At 48.0% G+C, this 17,246-nt stretch carries 23 protein-coding genes and 3 pseudogenes; 8 read left to right on the forward strand and 18 right to left on the reverse strand.

Annotation, left to right across the window (positions count from 1 at the left end):
* Positions 1–25 precede the first annotated feature (25 nt).
* Positions 26–733 (reverse strand): CTP synthase, encoded by a 708-nt coding sequence (locus tag INF77_RS16980; RefSeq protein WP_049136796.1) that lies wholly within the window; start codon positions 731–733, stop codon positions 26–28.
* Positions 734–834: 101 nt separating this feature from the next.
* Between INF77_RS16980 and INF77_RS16985 the strand changes: the two genes are divergently transcribed.
* Positions 835–1,179 (forward strand): DUF488 domain-containing protein, encoded by a 345-nt coding sequence (locus INF77_RS16985; protein ID WP_041910484.1) that lies wholly within the window; start codon positions 835–837, stop codon positions 1,177–1,179.
* Here INF77_RS16985 and INF77_RS16990 read toward each other — a convergent pair whose 3' ends face one another.
* Together INF77_RS16990 and INF77_RS16995 are read right to left on the reverse strand one after the other, a co-directional pair.
* Positions 1,180–1,485, reverse strand: a complete 306-nt coding sequence (locus tag INF77_RS16990) for a periplasmic protein (protein WP_045630116.1) — start codon at positions 1,483–1,485, stop codon at positions 1,180–1,182. It abuts the gene before it with no gap.
* An 80-nt stretch (positions 1,486–1,565) separates the two neighbouring features.
* The gene (locus INF77_RS16995) at positions 1,566–1,820 is read right to left on the reverse strand and encodes a DUF333 domain-containing protein (RefSeq protein WP_045261615.1); all 255 of its coding nucleotides are present in this window, start codon (positions 1,818–1,820) and stop codon (positions 1,566–1,568) included.
* Between the two features lie 308 nt (positions 1,821–2,128).
* Between INF77_RS16995 and INF77_RS17000 the strand changes: the two genes are divergently transcribed.
* A complete protein-coding gene (locus INF77_RS17000; RefSeq protein WP_045630223.1) occupies positions 2,129–3,148 on the forward strand; it encodes a sensor domain-containing diguanylate cyclase in 1,020 nt (339 codons plus the stop codon).
* 44 nt (positions 3,149–3,192) lie between these two features.
* Complete coding sequence (locus INF77_RS17005) at positions 3,193–3,291, forward strand: YoaK family small membrane protein (RefSeq protein WP_014883431.1); 99 nt, start codon at positions 3,193–3,195, stop codon at positions 3,289–3,291.
* Positions 3,292–3,417: 126 nt separating this feature from the next.
* Here INF77_RS17005 and INF77_RS17010 read toward each other — a convergent pair whose 3' ends face one another.
* Both INF77_RS17010 and INF77_RS17015 read right to left on the reverse strand, forming a co-directional pair.
* Entirely contained in the window at positions 3,418–3,666 is a 249-nt protein-coding gene (locus INF77_RS17010) for a GlsB/YeaQ/YmgE family stress response membrane protein (RefSeq protein WP_028012758.1), read from the reverse strand.
* A 278-nt stretch (positions 3,667–3,944) separates the two neighbouring features.
* A complete protein-coding gene (locus INF77_RS17015; protein ID WP_370529643.1) occupies positions 3,945–5,429 on the reverse strand; it encodes a diguanylate cyclase in 1,485 nt (494 codons plus the stop codon).
* Between the two features lie 172 nt (positions 5,430–5,601).
* Between INF77_RS17015 and INF77_RS17020 the strand changes: the two genes are divergently transcribed.
* A complete protein-coding gene (locus tag INF77_RS17020; protein WP_193532599.1) occupies positions 5,602–7,101 on the forward strand; it encodes an EAL domain-containing protein in 1,500 nt (499 codons plus the stop codon).
* Position 7,102: 1 nt separating this feature from the next.
* Here INF77_RS17020 and INF77_RS17025 read toward each other — a convergent pair whose 3' ends face one another.
* From INF77_RS17025 to INF77_RS17035, 3 genes and pseudogenes are all read right to left on the reverse strand, one after another.
* A complete protein-coding gene (locus INF77_RS17025) occupies positions 7,103–7,348 on the reverse strand; it encodes a DUF2543 family protein (protein WP_028012755.1) in 246 nt (81 codons plus the stop codon).
* A 69-nt stretch (positions 7,349–7,417) separates the two neighbouring features.
* Positions 7,418–7,765: a DUF1304 domain-containing protein gene (locus tag INF77_RS17030; RefSeq protein WP_059356893.1), complete on the reverse strand. Its 348-nt coding sequence runs from the start codon at positions 7,763–7,765 to the stop codon at positions 7,418–7,420.
* Between the two features lie 77 nt (positions 7,766–7,842).
* Positions 7,843–8,013: pseudogene (locus INF77_RS17035) on the reverse strand (NADP-dependent isocitrate dehydrogenase); the annotation flags it as partial.
* A gap of 222 nt (positions 8,014–8,235) precedes the next feature.
* Between INF77_RS17035 and INF77_RS17040 the strand changes: the two are divergent.
* Positions 8,236–8,436 (forward strand): annotated as a pseudogene (locus tag INF77_RS17040) (SOS response-associated peptidase family protein); the annotation flags it as partial.
* Between the two features lie 47 nt (positions 8,437–8,483).
* Here INF77_RS17040 and INF77_RS17045 read toward each other — a convergent pair.
* The 10 genes and pseudogenes from INF77_RS17045 to INF77_RS17080 all read right to left on the reverse strand — a co-directional run bounded on the left by INF77_RS17045 (position 8,484) and on the right by INF77_RS17080 (position 14,433).
* Positions 8,484–8,816: a FlxA-like family protein gene (locus INF77_RS17045; RefSeq protein ID WP_040017211.1), complete on the reverse strand. Its 333-nt coding sequence runs from the start codon at positions 8,814–8,816 to the stop codon at positions 8,484–8,486.
* A 202-nt stretch (positions 8,817–9,018) separates the two neighbouring features.
* Complete coding sequence (locus INF77_RS17050) at positions 9,019–10,287, reverse strand: Y-family DNA polymerase (protein ID WP_168979239.1); 1,269 nt, start codon at positions 10,285–10,287, stop codon at positions 9,019–9,021.
* Positions 10,288–10,289: 2 nt separating this feature from the next.
* Positions 10,290–10,709 (reverse strand): translesion error-prone DNA polymerase V autoproteolytic subunit, encoded by a 420-nt coding sequence (locus tag INF77_RS17055; protein WP_047652162.1) that lies wholly within the window; start codon positions 10,707–10,709, stop codon positions 10,290–10,292.
* Positions 10,710–10,881: 172 nt separating this feature from the next.
* Positions 10,882–12,123: a tail fiber domain-containing protein gene (locus INF77_RS17060; RefSeq protein WP_168979238.1), complete on the reverse strand. Its 1,242-nt coding sequence runs from the start codon at positions 12,121–12,123 to the stop codon at positions 10,882–10,884.
* A gap of 57 nt (positions 12,124–12,180) precedes the next feature.
* Positions 12,181–12,420 (reverse strand): cor protein, encoded by a 240-nt coding sequence (locus INF77_RS23300; RefSeq protein WP_072052383.1) that lies wholly within the window; start codon positions 12,418–12,420, stop codon positions 12,181–12,183.
* A gap of 108 nt (positions 12,421–12,528) precedes the next feature.
* Positions 12,529–13,116 carry a hypothetical protein gene (locus tag INF77_RS17065; protein ID WP_370552761.1) on the reverse strand — a complete coding sequence of 196 codons (588 nt, stop codon included), beginning with the start codon at positions 13,114–13,116 and terminating at the stop codon, positions 12,529–12,531.
* A 23-nt stretch (positions 13,117–13,139) separates the two neighbouring features.
* Positions 13,140–13,286: pseudogene (locus INF77_RS23305) on the reverse strand (RusA family crossover junction endodeoxyribonuclease); the annotation flags it as partial.
* Entirely contained in the window at positions 13,279–13,572 is a 294-nt protein-coding gene (locus tag INF77_RS17070; protein ID WP_193543089.1) for a Ref family recombination enhancement nuclease, read from the reverse strand. The gene INF77_RS17070 and the pseudogene INF77_RS23305, both read right to left, overlap by 8 nt.
* A gap of 144 nt (positions 13,573–13,716) precedes the next feature.
* On the reverse strand, positions 13,717–13,935 hold the full coding sequence (locus tag INF77_RS17075; RefSeq protein ID WP_193533034.1) for a hypothetical protein: 219 nt from the start codon (positions 13,933–13,935) through the stop codon (positions 13,717–13,719).
* A 174-nt stretch (positions 13,936–14,109) separates the two neighbouring features.
* Positions 14,110–14,433, reverse strand: a complete 324-nt coding sequence (locus INF77_RS17080; RefSeq protein ID WP_193543090.1) for a hypothetical protein — start codon at positions 14,431–14,433, stop codon at positions 14,110–14,112.
* A gap of 212 nt (positions 14,434–14,645) precedes the next feature.
* Between INF77_RS17080 and INF77_RS17085 the strand changes: the two genes are divergently transcribed.
* From INF77_RS17085 to INF77_RS17095, 3 genes are all read left to right on the forward strand, one after another.
* A complete protein-coding gene (locus INF77_RS17085) occupies positions 14,646–15,731 on the forward strand; it encodes a DNA methyltransferase (RefSeq protein WP_193543091.1) in 1,086 nt (361 codons plus the stop codon).
* 10 nt (positions 15,732–15,741) lie between these two features.
* Positions 15,742–16,788, forward strand: coding sequence for a ParA family protein (locus INF77_RS17090; protein WP_193543092.1), 1,047 nt, complete (start codon positions 15,742–15,744; stop codon positions 16,786–16,788).
* Positions 16,785–17,246 (forward strand): hypothetical protein (locus INF77_RS17095; RefSeq protein ID WP_227415161.1); only part of this gene is annotated, 462 nt, incomplete at its 3' end. The genes INF77_RS17090 and INF77_RS17095, both read left to right, overlap by 4 nt.

The raw sequence follows: 17,246 nt of genomic DNA on the forward strand, positions 1-17,246 counted from the left end.
TGGCAGACCATCGGGTCTGCCTTTTTTACCCGCGCGCCGCGCGCAGCATTGCCTGCACCAGCACCACCGGACGCCCTTCCAGCGCAGCACGCTCGTGCTGGAATAAGGTGATCACAAAGAACGGATGGGTCACCAGCTCCGCAGCGCGAATTTCCCCCTGCTCGTCCCAGCCCGTCACGCGCATATCACCGCTCTCCAGTTCCTGAGCAAACGCCGTCGATACGCCATAGTTACAGTGATAACCCTCTACGATTTCCGGCTTTCCGTAGGCCTTCGCGATCAGCGTATTATTGCGCAGCTCAATGGCATCGGTTTTCTCCACCAGCGAGCAGGTCAGCGGCGCAATCACCATCGTGCCTTCGGTATCCGTCTCAGCATGTGCCGCGTCGCTCCAGCCCAGCACGTTACGGGCATACTCAATTAACGCATGCTGGAACCCACCGCAGGTGCCCAGGAACGGAATGCTGTTTTCACGCGCGTAGCGTGCGGCAATAAAGGCCGCCTCGGTATTTTTATAGGGGCTTGCGGGAACCAGCCAGATGGCATCGTAGCCCACCAGATCCTCAGAACTGGTTAATTCCGTGGTGGCAAGCCAGTCGTAATCGGCGGTGAGGTCAAGGACCGCGGCGGCGTCGTCAATGGCCAGCGGGATCGCCTTGTGTGCAATAACATCAGGATTGTAATCGCCAACCAGCGCAATGCGCAGCGTCGTTTTAACCGGGAGGTGTTCCATGAAAGGTTCCTTATGCCAGAGTATTATCAGATAACATAAGGAACCTCAGACTACCGATCTTCTGCAATTATCACAATACCTTAAATTGGGAGGGTGGAATTATGATTCAGTGCAAACGCGTCTATGAACAGGCGAGCCCGGGCGATGGCTATCGGGTTCTGGTGGACAGGCTCTGGCCCCGTGGGGTGAAAAAAACGGACCTCGCGTATGACGAATGGTGTAAAACGCTCACACCGTCCAGCGCGTTACGCAAGGACTTTCATAGCGAAGCGATTGATTTCGCGGCCTTCACTAAAGCCTACAAGGAAGAGCTGGCGCAGCATAAGGACGAAGGAGAGCGTCTGGCGGCGCTGGCGAAAAAGCAGACCGTAACCCTGCTCTACGGCGCGAAGGACACGAAGCAGAATCACGCTCTGGTCTTAGCCGACTGGCTGCGCCATCTGTGATCAGCTGACCGTCAGCTCATCCTGAATTTGCGGAGCTTCGTCCGGGGTGAGCGGCATCAGGTGTTCGGCGCGAACAAACGCAAAGCCGTGCTGATTGTCAAAGGCGTAGACGTCTCCCGTCACCAGCCAGAGCGCGCGGTCCGCGCTTGCGGGTAACTGCGTCATCACGCCGTTGACCGGGTTAACGAAACGCTGGCCGGGCTGGCAGAGACCAAATAGCTCCACAGATTTACCAATATTGCGACGGCCTGACGCCGTGCGGGCACCGACGATCATCGCCACGCTGCCCGGTTTAAGCTGAAACATACTTCTCTCGCGGTAACGGTAGCCAGAAATTGGCTAAGAATAATCCTAAAGAGAAGTGTATCGCAGCTACTGTCCCTCTGTCACCTGGCAGGTTGCGGATGATCGCGACGATAGAGCGTCCATTCGTCGATCACTTCGCCACCGGGCAGCTTGCACTCTGTGCGGACCCCCTGCGGGCTTTGAATCGGGACCTGTTCCCCGCCCTTTTCCAGGCAGTAAACGGAAGCCGGGTTCGCCATGCCCACGGCGTGCGGCGGTTTCGGGGCATCGGGTGGGGTTGTTTTTGCGGTGCAGGCAACCAGGGGAAGCGCCAGCGCCAGTAGCAGAAATCTCATCTTGTTGATCCTTTTGACATCATCATTGGCTAAGGGTAACGGCTTGTCGCCGCTTTCTCCATGATTTCTCCATTCTAACTGCACTTTTCAACGCTACAGTCTGGCATGTTCTCACTTTGACCAGAGAACATCATTCCGTAATCAAGATGTCTTTGCCCCGTTCTCAACAACGGGGCTTTTTTTCCCGCCTGCTGCCTACCTCTCCATATATTAAATTTTCTATATTCATGTTTTACTATGCCGGAAGCCTAAAAATTCAGCATAACATGCAGATGCAGACGTCTTCTGCCTGGGAGTCATTCTACGTCATGTCGGATCTTATCCTCGCTCGCGTTTCAGAAACCCTTGCCACCGAGCAATCCCTTGAAAGCCTCGTTCGTCAGCTGCTGGAGATGCTGGAAATCGTCACCGACATGGAGTCGACGTATCTGACGAAGGTGGATATAACAGCCCGGCTGCAGCATATCCTCTATGCCCGAAACAGCAAGCAGATGACTATCCCGGAAGGGTTAAGCGTGCCATGGGATGAAACGCTGTGTAAGCGCGCGCTGGATAGCGACACATTATTCAGTAACGATGTCCCCGAACGTTGGCCGGAGTGTGAAGCGGCGAAAGCTCTCGGCATCACCACATATATGAGCATCCCCGTTCATCTTGCCGATGGCTCACTTTACGGTACGCTCTGCGCCACCAGCACGGCAAAAAAACCGCTCAGCGCACGCGGTGAGCAGATGCTAAAACTCTTCGCCGGGTTGATTAGTCAGTACATTCAGAAAGAGTCTCTGGTGACCCAGCTCCGTGAAGCCAACGCGGCGCTTATCGCCCACTCCTACACAGATGCCCTTACAGGGTTACCCAACCGTCGCGCCATTTTTGAGGATCTGACCACCCTGTTTTCGCTGGCGCGGCATCTGAAACGTAACGCCATCATTGCCTTTATCGATCTGGATGATTTTAAACTGATTAACGATCGATACGGGCATGAAGCAGGCGACCAGTTCCTGATTGAAGTGGGCAAGCGTTTGACCGCAGAAAAACAGCAGGACGATATCATCGGCCGGCTGGGCGGCGATGAGTTTCTGGTGGCCACTCTGAGCAACGTCGAGAATGAGGAGCAAATCCACCTTCTCAGAACGCGCCTCAGCGCCCGAATTGCGGGGGAATACTGGCTGGGTAGCATCAGCATCATTTATCCTGGCGCCAGCCTCGGCGTTATCGAAGTGGATCCCGGCGTAACCGATCCGGACAGTGCGTTACGTGCCGCGGATATCGCGATGTATCAGGATAAGAAAGGAAAAAGCAAAACAGGCTTTCTCGCGATGGATTAACCCCGTACACTCTACGGCGTTATAAAACCGAAACAGGTGATGATATGAGAATAGGGATCCTCTTCCCGGTCGTTATTTTTATAACGGCGGTGGTGTTTCTGGCGTGGTTTTTTGTCGGTGGTTACGCTGCTCCGGGGGCATAAATGAGAAAAACCACTCTTATAATGTTGATCGTTGCCGTCGTGGCGTTTGCCGGCACGCAATTTGGCTGGTGGTAAACCCGTTACGTAAAAAGGCCGCCATATGGCAGCCTTTTTAACGCTTCAGTATTAGCTTTTGATCTTTCTGTAGATAAACAGCACAACCAGCGCGCCGATCACCGCGACCGCGAAACTGCCGAAGTTAAAGCCATCGACTTTACCAAAACCGAACAGCGTACTGATCCAACCGCCGACTACCGCGCCGACAATACCCAGTATTATGGTGACGATAAACCCACCGCCATCTTTGCCCGGCATGATCCACTTCGCCAGAATACCCGCAATAAGCCCAAAGATAATCCAGGATAAAATTCCCATAACTTTCCTCTCTGTATGGTTTTTGTCATTAAATCAACGACACAAAAAGGATAGCACAGGATCTGAGAAAGGAAATTTGTGATAAGCCTCACAGAGAGAGTCTGCGCATTTCTTCATCAACATGCCCTTCCACAAGAACTGTGGGGTTGCATCTTTTGTTGAGAAAGATTATCTTTCTCAACACTGAATAGTTGAGATAAACACTCAGGTATTCAGTACGACATTGCTCACATTGCTTCCAGTATTTCTTGCCCACTCATGAGTGGGCTTTTTTTTGATCAAGCCCCAACGAAAGCGTGCCGGTTGCGCCCGCCGCGTTTTGCCTGATAGAGCGCCTGGTCGGCAGCATTAATAATATTCTGCTGGCTACCCGCGATGTTGACAGCACGCGCACTGGAGACCCCTACGCTTACCGTGACCCGCCCGAAGGGGCTAAACGCGTGTTCAATTTGCTGAGAGAAAACATAGCGAATAATCGTCTGCGCAAGGCGGAGCGCCTCCTGGATATCCGTTTCAGGCAAAATCAGCGCAAACTCCTCCCCGCCATAGCGCGCCACAATCTGGTTGTCGCGGGTGAGACTTTCCCTGAGGCAGTTTCCCAGCAACGCCAGGCATCTGTCCCCTTCCGGATGACCGTAGTTATCGTTGTACTTTTTGAAGTAATCCACATCCACAAGGAGCAGCGAAACCGGCGCGTCCTTTGCCGCACACGCCGCAATTTCCGAGAGGATTTTTTCATCAAAGATGCGCCTGTTATAAAGCCCTGTCAGCGCATCCTCCGAGGCAATAATCTTTAGCGCTTTGTTATCCCGTGCTTTTCTGGATAAGTCGGAATAGAGGAAACAGGACGCCACGATGAGCGTCGCGGTAAACACCAAAATAAGTGCGGCAAGCTGAATCGCCTGCTTGCGCCACGGAGAAAGGGCTTCATCAATGCTTACCGCTACCGTCGTAACCAGTCCGTAGCGCCTGTTTTTCTCATAGGCATAAATGCGTTCGATTTTATCAAACCTGGAGACAGAGCTGGCTATCCCTGTATTTTGTACCTTGAGGTATTTTCTGAAGAGAGGTGTGTCAGAAAAAATCGTACCGATATAGTTATTTTTAAAGGGATAACGAATCAGTAAAACGCCTGCTTGCGTCGTTAAACCAATAACGCCCGCGTGACCAATATTAATCTGTCCATAAAGTGCCAGAAAATTTTCGATACCCAGCGTCACCACCACAACACCGTTAAATGCACCGGTGTGGGTTTCAAGGCGTCGGCTAAGAGTAATAACCCATTTACCATTGGTTCTGCTTATCACCGGCTCACCAATATAAATCTGCTGACTTTTATTTTCCTTGTGATAGACAAAAAATGCCCTGTCCGCGCCATTATGGGGGCCCGCAAAATTTTTGTGCAATGCAGTGAAGATATCCCCATGCGCATCATAGACAACCACATTATTAATCTGAGTAAGAAGATTATCCTGATTGCTTATCATTCGCTGAATATTGATCGCCTGTTGCGGGGTCATACCATAAATTTCAATTGTGTCGGAAACGGTGGTAATCAACATTTCACTTTGGCGAATGATCCCTTCCGTGTAGACGTTAAGGGTATGGCTCAGGTTGGCAACGCTGGTATTGATTTGCTGGATTGACTGCTGTCGGGACGTGGCAATCTGGACGGCAAGCGACAATGAAACAATCAATGAGACAATGATAACGGTAATGGTTGTTGTGTAAAAAGTATTTTTCACATGCACGAGCTTTTCCACCTTATCACGCCTGGCATCCCTGGCTGACAACTCTTGTCACTGTAACAAAGCTCAGGTTAAGAGGAAAACAAATTGCACTTAAGCATAACGGCTGCCGTTATTATCAGGCTTGTAGCTTGCACTGCCTGTGATAAGATTTGAGAGATGAGGGAGCGGACAGGGTATCTGGAAAATGAAAAAGATCATTGCCGTTACTATCGTTTCAGCGTTTCTGGTCTTCCTGTCTCTTTTTGCGGTTAATGCAGTTATCGGGAGCCAGCAGAAAAGCAAACAGCTTGAGATTTCCCGAACCCTTTTACAGCATTCAGAAAGTCTGACCCAGAGCATGGCGCAGACGCTCAAAAACCTGACCACACAGGGATGCGACAGAGACAGCCTCGATCGCTACCGGCAGGTCAAGCTCGAAAGCCGCTATGTCGCTGACGTCGGTTTTATTGAAAAGGGAAAAATAGTCTGTACCGCTTTTTGGGGTAAACTCATTAATCCTGTCCCGCTTCCTGAAGAGCTCCATGAAACGCCCAGAGGATTTCTCCTCGCGCAATTTTCGAGAAAAGATTTTTTTACCGGCAATGCGGCCATCTATAATAATCACATTATCTTCACCTCCCGCTATGCTTACGATAAATTCATCCCGGTTACGGAGAGCTATTCTCTTAGCACCACCACCAGGGACTTAAGCAGAACGTTTTTTTCGGCTACGCCTGAATTAAACCAACAGAGCGAACTGAATTCCTCCTTGTTTACCCTGACCCTCACCCGGTGCAGCACCACATGGGATTTGTGCGTCATTGTTAAGCATCACAACGCGGGACTGGCCTCGTTATCTCCCGTTGTATTTATCGTTCTCGCGGTCATTTTATGTTTTATCTGGATTGCGATAACGCTCTTTTTCTTTCGACTCAACGAGGACCGGTTCTCCCTGGAGCGGACGCTGGTCAAAGCTGTTATCACTAATACTATCGGCGTTCATTACCAGCCCATTGTTCGGATTGAGGATAAAAAAATTGTAGGCGTGGAGGTCTTGTCGAGATGGCGTGACGCAAGATACGGTGACGTCTCCCCGGAACTGTTTATTCCATTAATCAAAAAAATTGGCCTGTATAAAAATTACTATATTAATATTCTCCAAAAATCCCTTTCGGATATCGCGCCACTTATTATTAAATATCATCTGGTTGTTTCGCTCAATGTTGGCCGAACGGAAATTGAAGACGGACAGTTTATCAGCATTTTGCGCCGTAGCTGTTTAGCTAATAACATTCCGCTCTCTCTGATCAAAATCGAGCTTTCTGAAAAAGCCATTTCAACGGGGAATATTCTGGAAGATTTCTGCAAGGATTTAAAAAACCTTGGCGTGAGAATATCCATTGATGACTTCGGGGTGCAAAACTCAAACCTGGCAAGGCTTTCGCTGCTTGAATATGATGAGATCAAAATCGACAAGTCGCTGGTCGATGGCATCAGTGAACATTACAAGCAGAACATTTTTGTCATCTTTAGCGACGCCCTCGCAAAACTGAATAAAACGCTTGTTTTCGAAGGCGTAGAGAGCGAAATACAGTATCGCTTTATTGCTGAAAGATACCCCGAGGCGCTGATTCAGGGATGGTATTTCTCAAAATCCGTCACCCGAAGCGAGCTTGCGAAGCGACTCGCTGGGATCGCGCGGTAGGTTACTCGTTTCCCCACTGATTGAGAAAGTTCGCAATATCATCAATACGTTCGGCACGAACCCCGGCTTCACGCGCCATCTCCTGCTGAGCTTCCTCATCGATCTCCTCATTATTCGACAAACGCGTGAGAAGCAGCTGGAAATAATGCGCCAGCGAGTCCTGCTCTGACTCACTCACGGGCTTTGTGGCTTCCGTCGCGTACTCTTCGACGATGTCATAATACTTCAGTGGGATTTCGTTATTCATAACAGCGTTAACCTTTGAGGGTGAAGCCACAAGTATATCCGACGACGTACGGTTAACCAACGCGTTGCGTCAGATAAGCAGGGCAAGCAGGGCTGCAAGAGCAGGTATGGCCTGAACGTACAGTATCTTTCGGCTGGCGGTCGCTGCGCCAAAGAGTCCGGCAATCAACACGCAGGTCAGGAAGAAGATGGCCAAAGATATACCCTTTTCACCAAGCCAGAGGCTCCAGAGCAGACCCGCAGCCAGAAAACCATTATACAGCCCCTGATTCGCGGCCAGCACGCGGGTGTCGCGCGCAAAATCGGGACGCAGATTAAAGGCCTTGTGCCCCGTTCTGGTGTTCCACAGGAACATTTCCAGCACAAGAATGTAGATATGGATGAATGCAACGACAGCGATAAGAACAGTAGCGAGCATCGTGTTATTTCCCGTAGGCAGAGGCAAAAAAAACGGGAACCCTCAGGCCCCCGCTCTTGTTTAACCCAGAATCTGGATTACATATTCGCGATAATCGCGTCGCCAAACTCTGAGCATTTCAGCAGCTTAGCGCCTTCCATCAGACGTTCGAAATCGTAAGTTACGGTTTTCGCGTTGATCGCGCCTTCCATACCTTTAACGATCAGGTCCGCAGCTTCGAACCATTCCATATGACGCAGCAGTATTTCATTAAATCAATCATGATGCATTGATTTTTCAATCAAAAACTCATAATTGGCGCGTTCATCACACTTTTTTGACCACAAGCTAACCTATTGATTAGTTACGATGATTTTTGGGTTTTGATAACCACTTTTTGGTTTTATTGATTAATCTCTTAATGGGTTCGCTACGCTCCTCCTTCTCTCCCTGCTCTATACTTTGAGTTTGAGACTTGGCTGGAGGTTTCTATGTGCGGACGTTTTGCACAAGCTCAAACGCGTGAAGAATATCTGACCTATCTGGCCGATGAAGTCGATCGCGACATTCCATACGACCCGGAACCTATAGGCAGGAACAACGTCTCGCCCGGTACCAAGGTGCTGCTCCTGAGCAAACGCAACGAGCAGCTGCATCTTGATCCAGTCCTGTGGTCTTACGCGCCCGAATGGTGAGATAATACGCCACTGATTAATGCGCGTGTCGAGACGGCAACCACTCAGACGTAAATATCAATGGTGCCGGCAGTATTTGTATCGTCCTTTCTCTCTACTTTGTTATCAGGCTGAACTTTCGCATCCTTATTCTGTTTCTCTGCCTGCTGCCGTAACAACTGTTCAAGTTGAACTCTGAGGCTTTCAATTTGCTTCTGTACTAGTGCAGCCATTTCTTTTTTCTGCTCTGGCGTCATCCCCTCTTCCGATGAGATTTTCCCAAGCTTTTCAGTCAGCACTTGAATTTGTCTCATGATTTTGGCTATTTTTGATGTTCCTTCCGGGGCGGAGTTGTTTAAAATGGCAGTTGAGGCATTCCCCTGAATTGTGACAGACATAGATTTCTCCTTTTAAAAAAGCACTATCGGCACGCAATAAAATATCTTTAATCGTATTTTTGTTGCATTAATCGTTTGATGTTAATATTGATTTCCTTGCGCTTGGCGTATCTCAGAAAGCTAAGCTTGTTGACAGGAGGCAGAAGGGCTAGACGTTCGGCAATAATTTTTCTCCTGACGCGGCCCAAGACATCAGGAAAATTTATCGGACCCTAAGCAGGTCTGAATATCTCGTCGTATATCGAGGCGACAACATTTCTCGCTTCATTTGCCACTGCTGCTGTATGCCCTGCCCGGCAAAATAAAGCGTTCCCTTTCCATCTTTCCCGTTCAGATAATCCAGAACTTCCATCAACCTCTCGCTACCAGCACGCGGCGCGTTCTCATCGAACAGGTTGAGCTGGGCCACGCCTTGGCTGAAAAAATCCCCAAGCATGATCCCTGCCTTCTGGTACCGGTGGCCATCCTTCCAGATTTTGTCCAGGCACTTTACCGCGGCGTTAATGATGTCGCGTGAATCCTGAGTGGGGGTAAGAAGCTTCATGGACGCACTGTTACCATAATACGGCTCGTTAAGCGCAAAGGGAGAGGTTTTCACGAACGCAGAGATAAAGCGGCAGTACTGATGTTCACCCCGCAGTTTTTCAGCACCACGGGCAGCATAGCTGCAGATAGCCTGGCGCATCTGTTCATACTCAGTAACGCGTTCGCCGAATGACCGGCTGCAGACGATTTCCTGTTTAGCTGGTGCAAACTCCTCCAGATCCAGACATGGTTCGCCGCGCAGCTCCCGGACAGTTCGCTCCAGGACGACATTGAAGTGTTTGCGAATAATCCATGTACTCTGCTCAGAGAGGTCCAGAGCCGTTTTGATGCCCATGGCATTCAGCTTCTTGCTGATTCGCCTGCCGACGCCCCATACGTCCTCTACCGGCACGATAGCGAGCAATCGGCGCCGGCGGTCGATATTGGACAAATCAACAACTCCACCCGTCTGCCTCTGCCATTTCTTGGCGGCGTGATTTGCCAGCTTAGCGAGTGTTTTCGTCTGCGCGATGCCAACACCGACCGTCAGGTGCGTACGCTTCAGAACTGTAGCGCGGATCTCTTTCCCGAAGTCAGTCAGGTCCCGGCAGTTGCGAACGCCCGTCAGGTCACAAAAAGCTTCATCGATACTGTAAATTTCGACGCGGGGGCTCATTTCCTCAAGCGTTGTCATTACCCGGTTAGACATATCAGCATACAGCTCATAGTTGCTGCTGAAACAAACAACGCCAGCTCGCCGGAAAAGCTCTTTTTGCTTGAAGAACGGCTCTCCCATTGTAATTCCAGCGACCTTGGCCTCGGCACTGCGTGCGATTACACAGCCATCGTTATTCGAGAGAACAACCACTGGCCGCCCTTTTAAGTCGGGCCGAAACACCGTCTCGCATGATGCATAGAACGAATTCACATCACAGAGCGCAAACATGTTCAGCTCGCCGATTTCACGATGAAAGTAACAACGCCGAAAACGTCCAGCGTATCTTCGCTGCCTACAACAATCGGACTGTAGGCGCTATTCATTGGGATGAGTTGGACTGTCGGGCGTAGCTGCAGGCGTTTAACAGTAAATTCCCCTTCCACCGCGGCGATGACAATGTCACCGTGCTCGGCTGTGCGCGAGCTGTCCACCACCAGCAAATCACCGTCGCTGATCCCGGCCTCGATCATTGAATCGCCAGCGGCTTTAACGAAGTATGTGGAGCTCGGGTGAGCGACAAGTAACTCATTGAGATCGATACGCTGTTCAACGTAATCAGCTGCGGGACTTGGGAAACCACACTGAACTAAGTCACTGAAAAGCGGGAGAGCGATAATTTCTCGCAGTTCTGCTGGCCTGATGAATTCCATTGCACACACCTCAAATACTGTTTTTATATACAGTAGTTTTATTCGTAAGTATCCGCAAGATACAGGCCCTATCGTCACTGCTTAAAGCTTCGCCGTTTCGCTTCTAAGTTTCTCTCTCGTTTCGAATTATGACTTTTGTAAATTATTCGCTTCAAACTCCAGTTGAGTAGTTTTAATCCAAAGCCCCTACATGCAGTTCTTTGATTAGCCTTTTGATGCAACTAACTTCATCCATTAGAGCAAGGATGGCTTCATGGTGAAGGGCGGCGGCCACACCGAAGGTATCGACTGATTTTACATCCTCTATTTCTGAGCCATCTCGTAACGTTGTTTTTCCATATGATTTGACTGCTTCAGGAAAAACCTTCTCGACTTCCTGAGCTATGAAGCCATACCCGTGCGCAGGAGTATCGAGGCGGTCCCATTCGACGCCTCGAAGTTGCTGCATTTTCATAAGCGGCTCAGCGATTACCGTTACATTTTCTTTGATGCGCTTGTCAGATGCTGTTACCCAATTGCCTGTGGCAGCGCCATTGGAATGGAAAACCCAAGTGACCATCCCTTCCTGATTCGACCCTTTCAGGTTTAGTGTGACATTATCAAAATTAGCCCCGCCACCACGGGCTCCCCCGAAAGACCATTCTCCTGTATACCAGGTGCCTTTGATGAGGTTGACGTAATTACCTGTATTTGGGTTATAGCCACTGGCCACGACCAGGCTGATGCCATTATTCATCAATCCACCGCCACCATTATCCCCAGAATTGACGGCAAATCCGGGGTTACCGTTAATCCCTGGCTGGACTGTAATTGGGCTCGTAATTTTCCCACCCGCTTTCTGATCGACAGAATTAAGCCGTGAATCATCGCCGGCGGCGACCGTTCCCGCCGCTGCGCCAACGTCTCTCGTAGCGCTGTTTCCTAAACCGAGGTTTGTGCGAGCGCCTGATTCGGTTGTCGAACCGGTACCGCCCTGGTTAACAGGCACTGCCCCGCCGCTCTTCGTTGCCATATTGTCAGACAGATATTTCCATGAAGGGCCGTTGAAGGTAGTGCCGTCTGGCAGCTTCACTGTGATGTTTCCAGCGGCGCTGTAAACCTGCTGCCAGTTCTGTTTGTCGTAATTCAGTCCACGCAGCGCTTCAGCACTTTGCGCCACCAGCGCGGCAGTTACCATGTTCAGCGCCACGCGGGGGACGGCTGACCATGCAGCGCCGGATTGCGTTGGCCCGGTGAAGTTACTGACAAGCGTGAGCTGCGTGTCACTGTCGACTGTTTTCACTGGCAGCGTATACGGAACCCCGCCCACAGTAGAAACAATGAAGTCACCTGCGGTGAGTTCTGTTGCGAATGAGGTTCCAGAACCGCCAACAATAGCGGACCCGTTTGTCAGGGTGATGGTACCTGCCGACATAAAGGACTCCTGAATTCAGATAATAAAAAAACCCGTCGGAGCGGGTTTTCGTGTTGTTCATTTTAAACAGGTTGACCTGGTGAAGTTGTTTTTACTTATCCACCGCCAGCTGAAAGGATATCCAGCTTTGTATTCAACCTGGTTTGCTACTTGTCGCACACCATATATCTGTACGGTTTGTTCCTGCCCACCTAAAAGGGTTACAGCCTCACACACAGGAAGCTGCTTCTCAAAGATGTTTGCTGAGCAAGCAGAAAGAAGACAGACAATTAGCAAACTACCGAGTATTTTTTTCATTTTTTATCCCTGAGGTAATTCGTACTTTGAAACTTAACCTGACGGGAAAATTAATGAAAATAGATTGAGCGGATCAATATCGATTAATTGATCGTTTTAAACGATCAATTAATCGAATGCAGTCGTGTTGATTGCCGTCAAAGCTATTCCAGTCGTAGTCCCACCCGCAGCAGAACCGGTAGCCGTTGTCGAGGGCGCGGCATTAATTCTGGTTGATGAACCATTAAACCGACATCCTGAGTAGGCAGTGATATTCACAATAGTGGGTGGTTTAGTGTTATTGTTCTGGATGATCCGGGAGCCAAGAATAGCGGGTGCCACCGCATAACTACCAGGCAGAGTGACGTCAATATTAATTCCACCTGTCGTAGCTCCTGGCGTCCCAACAGTCACAAGGTCACTCAGTATCCGACTCTCGTTTGTCAGAACCAGCTTCCCGGTGGCATCCCAGATAGCAAATCCCCATTTGGGCAATGTCTGAGGATAAATAGCAAAGATGTAAGCCGTTAAGGTATGTGACTGTCCATAGGCATTGCTCGATCCAACAAGAATATTTCCTCCTGATCTGGCTGCAGTAACCATAGTAGGCTGAGCAGTATCACTCGTTTTGCAAAAAACCATTGCCGGATAAGAAACATCCAGAGCTATTGTTGCAGATGCACCGTGATATGCCCCGCTTGTTACTGAGTCAACCACTACCTTCCTGTAGAGACAAAATGGTGTGGACTGTGGCGTAATACCCGGATTCCATGCAGGCGGGCTTCATCGCAAAACATGCGATAGCGCATCACCGGCGGACGCTGCTTCCACTTATCAGCGCGGGTCATGCGGGGTTTTCCGACAGGAGTGATGAGGTATTTAGGCATAGAACACTCCCAACTCTAACTGGACCTGCAGCAGCAGCTGCAACTCGGTTCCGAAGTTTTTCTCCCATTGCTTACGGCCAGCATGAATCGCCACACCATAGCCGCCGTTGCGATGATGCATATGGCACAGGGGAATTGATTTTCGATGGTCAGCACGTTGGCTTGCGCCCTGCCCGGTTCGGATGTGGTGTATTTCCGCAGGCGTTTCGCCCAGGTTCTGATTTCTGCACACTATGCAGCCCAGTGCGGCCACACGTGAAAGATGGAGGCTATCTGCTTTCTTCATGCTGGACCACCAGCATAAGCAGAAACACCGCACATACACGGGCGGTGAGAGTTGTTTAGGGTAATGCTCTGCGCCATTTTGATTCCTCAGGTTGGCGCAGTAATCAGTGGGTGTTCAGCCCGTTTGATTATTATAAATCAACACTTACGGCTTGAGAACCTTAAGGTCATTTCGCAAGGAGTTTAGGTTTACAACCCGGTCTTCATCACCCAGAACCTGAGATGAAAGTCTGTCACCTTCCCGGCGAATCAGTGTGCGCAAGGCATTACTGGTCACCAGGTAGTCGGTGATTTCACCATCGCTAAGACATAAAACAAGCAGTCCGTCTTTGGTGAGACCGGTAGCAAATTCATTCAATTTCATGGGCAATTCCCTTAAAATGGATTTCCCCTTGCGGGGGCGGTCCTTTTCTCCCTGTGAACTGATTTCATTTAGGTTTCCGCTAACCAGATGTCTAATAGGTTAGAAAGATCAATTAACCATAATTGACCTGTCTAACCGATCTGCTTTCAAGACACAGGAATCAGATCCAGCCTTTTAAATCACAGGCCGATTGTCGGTATCTGTCACAGGATTTAGTAGGTGCGTTACCACGCCCATTACGGTCGCATCGTCCAGCGCATCGCCCTCGATAGCCTCTCCATCCTGAGTGATCAGCGCTTTCCCCTGGATTTTTGCGAAGTCCAGACTGCCGCAGAACGAAATCAGGACTGTGTCACCCACTTCCGGCTTTCTGGCGACGTTTATGATCGCGTACCCGGCTGATATTTCGATGGTTCGGCAGTTGCCGTCATAGCCGCAAAGGCTGGTGATAGTGAGCGTCTGTTCTGTGTAGTCTGCTGCTGGTGATGGAAAACCCATGATAACCACCCCTGTAATTAACTGTACATTTATACAGTACACATTCAAAGGATGAGTTTCAACGTCTTAAGAGCACAAAATGCTAAAACGCAGACTGTACAGCCTATCCTTTTCCAATCCTAAAATGGGGACTAATCAACTTTATAGAGCCTAAAAAGCAATGTATCATTGGCTGAAAAATTTCTTGAATGCTACATAAACTTGAGATCCCAATGACAAAAGCAGAACTCCCATTAAAAACTGAGCGACTACATACCGTAGCCCCGTACATTGGGAAGATGCGGCCCGAGATTGCTGGATGGGCTATTGAAACCGTATCTAAACCAGGCGATTTAGTTTATGACCCATTTTGCGGATCTGGCACAGTTCTTTTAGAAGCTTGGCTAAAAGGTCGGGATGCCGTTGGGACAGATTTAAACCCTTATGCCTGCTTGGTATCTCGAGCAAAGTTGAACCCATATAAACCGCAAGATATTGATGCAGTTAGAGGACTTTTAGACAACTACGCATCTATAGTTGAGAAATTAAAACCCTCAATCAATCTTGATAACATTCCTGACTGGGTTAAAGATTTTTATAATCCTCAAACTTTAGTAGAGTTATTAGCTTGGGTTAATGTATTAAAAAAACATAAAGACGAGTTTGCTCTAGCTTGTCTGCTTTCAATTGCCCATCATCAAAGGCCTGGATTTCTTTCATATCCATCAAGCCACACTGTGCCTTACCTCAGAACAAAAAAATTTCCTATAAGTGAGTTCCCAGAACTCTATGAATATAGGCCAGTGCGCCCTCGCCTTGAGAAGAAAATCTTCCGGGTTTATAATTCATTACCTGTTCTTGACTATTCATTAGAGCGGAGTGTTTACCAGCAAGATGCTTCGACATTAGACTTAAATCGTAAAGTTGATGCAATAATTACAAGCCCTCCGTACATGGGGCAACTCGATTATGCACGAGATAATCGATTAAGATTGTTCCTTATGGGTGTAGATGAATGGTCCACCCTTAACAGAACCATATCTCCGAGTGCTTCAAGATTTGTTGAACAATTTAATGCATGTTTAAGTTCATGGCGACAAAATTTACGTCATGGTGGTAAACTCGCAATTTTTGTTGGGACTACAACCAATACTACAAAAAAACGGTTAGATGATATTGTTATTGATCTCATTAATAATCAATGGCCTGACTACGAATTGACAGATCAAGTTTCCAGTGAAATACCTGAAGCTCGGCGCGCCAGGAAAAACTGTAAAGGTAGTACCGCCGAGACTCTACTGATATTTGAGTATAAGTAAGGGGAATATAGTGAAATCAGTTGCTATGTTTAACAATAAAGGTGGAGTGGGAAAAACCACCTTGACATGTAATTTAGCATCGTTTATAGCTACAAAATTCAATAAACGTGTTCTTGTGGTTGATTGCGATCCTCAATGTAACACAACTCAGTTGATAATGGGGATAGATAAATCAGCTGAATTCTATACGAATACAAATAATAAAATCAGCACAATTAAAGATGTTCTTCAGCCTATAGAAGATGGGGATTCTGATATTAATACAGATCTCACATTCTTAAAATCCTCTGATAACAGATTCGGCGTGGATTTATTACCAGGCCATCCTTATCTTGCTATAATAGAAGATAGGCTTGGGGCCGCGTGGTCACAGTTACGAGCGGGTGATCGGCCTGGTTATAGACAGACCAATTGGAATAATCATTTATGCAAATTCCTCCAAAATAAATATGACCTTGTAATGTATGATCTCGGACCAAGCCTGGGTTCTATTAATCGCTCGGTTTTGATCGGATGTCAGCATTTTCTTACACCATTAGGATCTGATGTCTTTAGTATCATCGGCGTTAAAAACATAGCGACCTGGCTTTCGAAATGGTTGAAAGATTATATTAATTTATGGAATTTACTTGAAGAGGAAGAAAAAAAAGTATTAAGAGAACGTTTTAATATTATTGATATACCCAGTGTTTCTAAAGGATTCATAGGATACACCGTTCAACTTTATATTACAAAATCTTACGGTAAAGAAAGAAGAGCAACAAAAGCTTATGAATCTATAATAGGTAATGTTGGAAATGAAATTAATACCTATCTTAAAGATTTTTATCCACCGCATTTATTAAACCATCCAGAAAATGCCAAACTGGGTGATATACAACATTTATATAGTTTAGTCCCCCTAGCGCAAAAAAATGCCGTTCCTATACATGGATTATCGAGCACTGATGGCTTGGTCGGTTCGCAATATTCTGCAGTTAAGGATTTTCACGACACTATTTACCCCATAGCTGAAAAACTTCTGCGCAACTTAGATATGCTTGGGGGTTCAAAATGATTAATTGGCCAGATTCATTAATTGATGAACTCGCAGCCCGTCGCTGCGTAATTTTCATTGGCTCTGGTGCCTCGGCAAGTGCTTCAAAAAAAGGTCCTAATGATGTAACCATGCATCCACCGACTTGGGATAAATTACTTGAAAGTCTCATTGAGAAATGCCCTGATGATCAAGAAGGTTCGAAGGCTAAGGCATTAGAATTACTTGATGCACAAAAATACCTCGATTGTGCGGAGTTAGTTCGTCATCATTGTATGCAACCTGCTGATTATAATAAAAATATTGAGTCCATATTCTCTGGTTACAATCCTACAGAAATTCACAAAGCAGTATTAAATCTTGACCAGAAAGTTGTTGTGACTACAAATTTCGATCGTATTTATGAGCATCTTTGTTTAAGAGGTGAAGCAAGAGATGGATATATAGTACTAAATTATTATGATGATGGGTTGATAGCC

Source organism: Enterobacter cloacae complex sp. P1B, assembly GCF_014982345.1.
Lineage (GTDB): Bacteria > Pseudomonadota > Gammaproteobacteria > Enterobacterales > Enterobacteriaceae > Enterobacter > Enterobacter bugandensis.

What these genes read in the sequence shown, in the direction of transcription:
- INF77_RS17000 (WP_045630223.1), top strand. Translation starts at nt 2,129, where the DNA reads ATGTCGGATCTTATCCTCGCTCGCGTTTCAGAAACCCTTGCCACCGAG.
- INF77_RS17045 (WP_040017211.1), bottom strand. Translation starts at nt 8,816, where the DNA reads ATGTCTGTCACAATTCAGGGGAATGCCTCAACTGCCATTTTAAACAAC.
- INF77_RS17075 (WP_193533034.1), bottom strand. Translation starts at nt 13,935, where the DNA reads ATGAAATTGAATGAATTTGCTACCGGTCTCACCAAAGACGGACTGCTT.
- INF77_RS17030 (WP_059356893.1), bottom strand. Translation starts at nt 7,765, where the DNA reads ATGCTCGCTACTGTTCTTATCGCTGTCGTTGCATTCATCCATATCTAC.
- INF77_RS17080 (WP_193543090.1), bottom strand. Translation starts at nt 14,433, where the DNA reads ATGGGTTTTCCATCACCAGCAGCAGACTACACAGAACAGACGCTCACT.
- INF77_RS17070 (WP_193543089.1), bottom strand. Translation starts at nt 13,572, where the DNA reads ATGAAGAAAGCAGATAGCCTCCATCTTTCACGTGTGGCCGCACTGGGC.
- INF77_RS16995 (WP_045261615.1), bottom strand. Translation starts at nt 1,820, where the DNA reads ATGAGATTTCTGCTACTGGCGCTGGCGCTTCCCCTGGTTGCCTGCACC.
- INF77_RS16990 (WP_045630116.1), bottom strand. Translation starts at nt 1,485, where the DNA reads ATGTTTCAGCTTAAACCGGGCAGCGTGGCGATGATCGTCGGTGCCCGC.
- INF77_RS17055 (WP_047652162.1), bottom strand. Translation starts at nt 10,709, where the DNA reads ATGGAATTCATCAGGCCAGCAGAACTGCGAGAAATTATCGCTCTCCCG.
- INF77_RS17010 (WP_028012758.1), bottom strand. Translation starts at nt 3,666, where the DNA reads ATGGGAATTTTATCCTGGATTATCTTTGGGCTTATTGCGGGTATTCTG.
- INF77_RS16985 (WP_041910484.1), top strand. Translation starts at nt 835, where the DNA reads ATGATTCAGTGCAAACGCGTCTATGAACAGGCGAGCCCGGGCGATGGC.
- INF77_RS17005 (WP_014883431.1), top strand. Translation starts at nt 3,193, where the DNA reads ATGAGAATAGGGATCCTCTTCCCGGTCGTTATTTTTATAACGGCGGTG.
- INF77_RS17050 (WP_168979239.1), bottom strand. Translation starts at nt 10,287, where the DNA reads ATGTTTGCGCTCTGTGATGTGAATTCGTTCTATGCATCATGCGAGACG.
- INF77_RS17060 (WP_168979238.1), bottom strand. Translation starts at nt 12,123, where the DNA reads ATGTCGGCAGGTACCATCACCCTGACAAACGGGTCCGCTATTGTTGGC.
- INF77_RS16980 (WP_049136796.1), bottom strand. Translation starts at nt 733, where the DNA reads ATGGAACACCTCCCGGTTAAAACGACGCTGCGCATTGCGCTGGTTGGC.
- INF77_RS23300 (WP_072052383.1), bottom strand. Translation starts at nt 12,420, where the DNA reads ATGAAAAAAATACTCGGTAGTTTGCTAATTGTCTGTCTTCTTTCTGCT.
- INF77_RS17085 (WP_193543091.1), top strand. Translation starts at nt 14,646, where the DNA reads ATGACAAAAGCAGAACTCCCATTAAAAACTGAGCGACTACATACCGTA.
- INF77_RS17025 (WP_028012755.1), bottom strand. Translation starts at nt 7,348, where the DNA reads ATGAATAACGAAATCCCACTGAAGTATTATGACATCGTCGAAGAGTAC.
- INF77_RS17020 (WP_193532599.1), top strand. Translation starts at nt 5,602, where the DNA reads ATGAAAAAGATCATTGCCGTTACTATCGTTTCAGCGTTTCTGGTCTTC.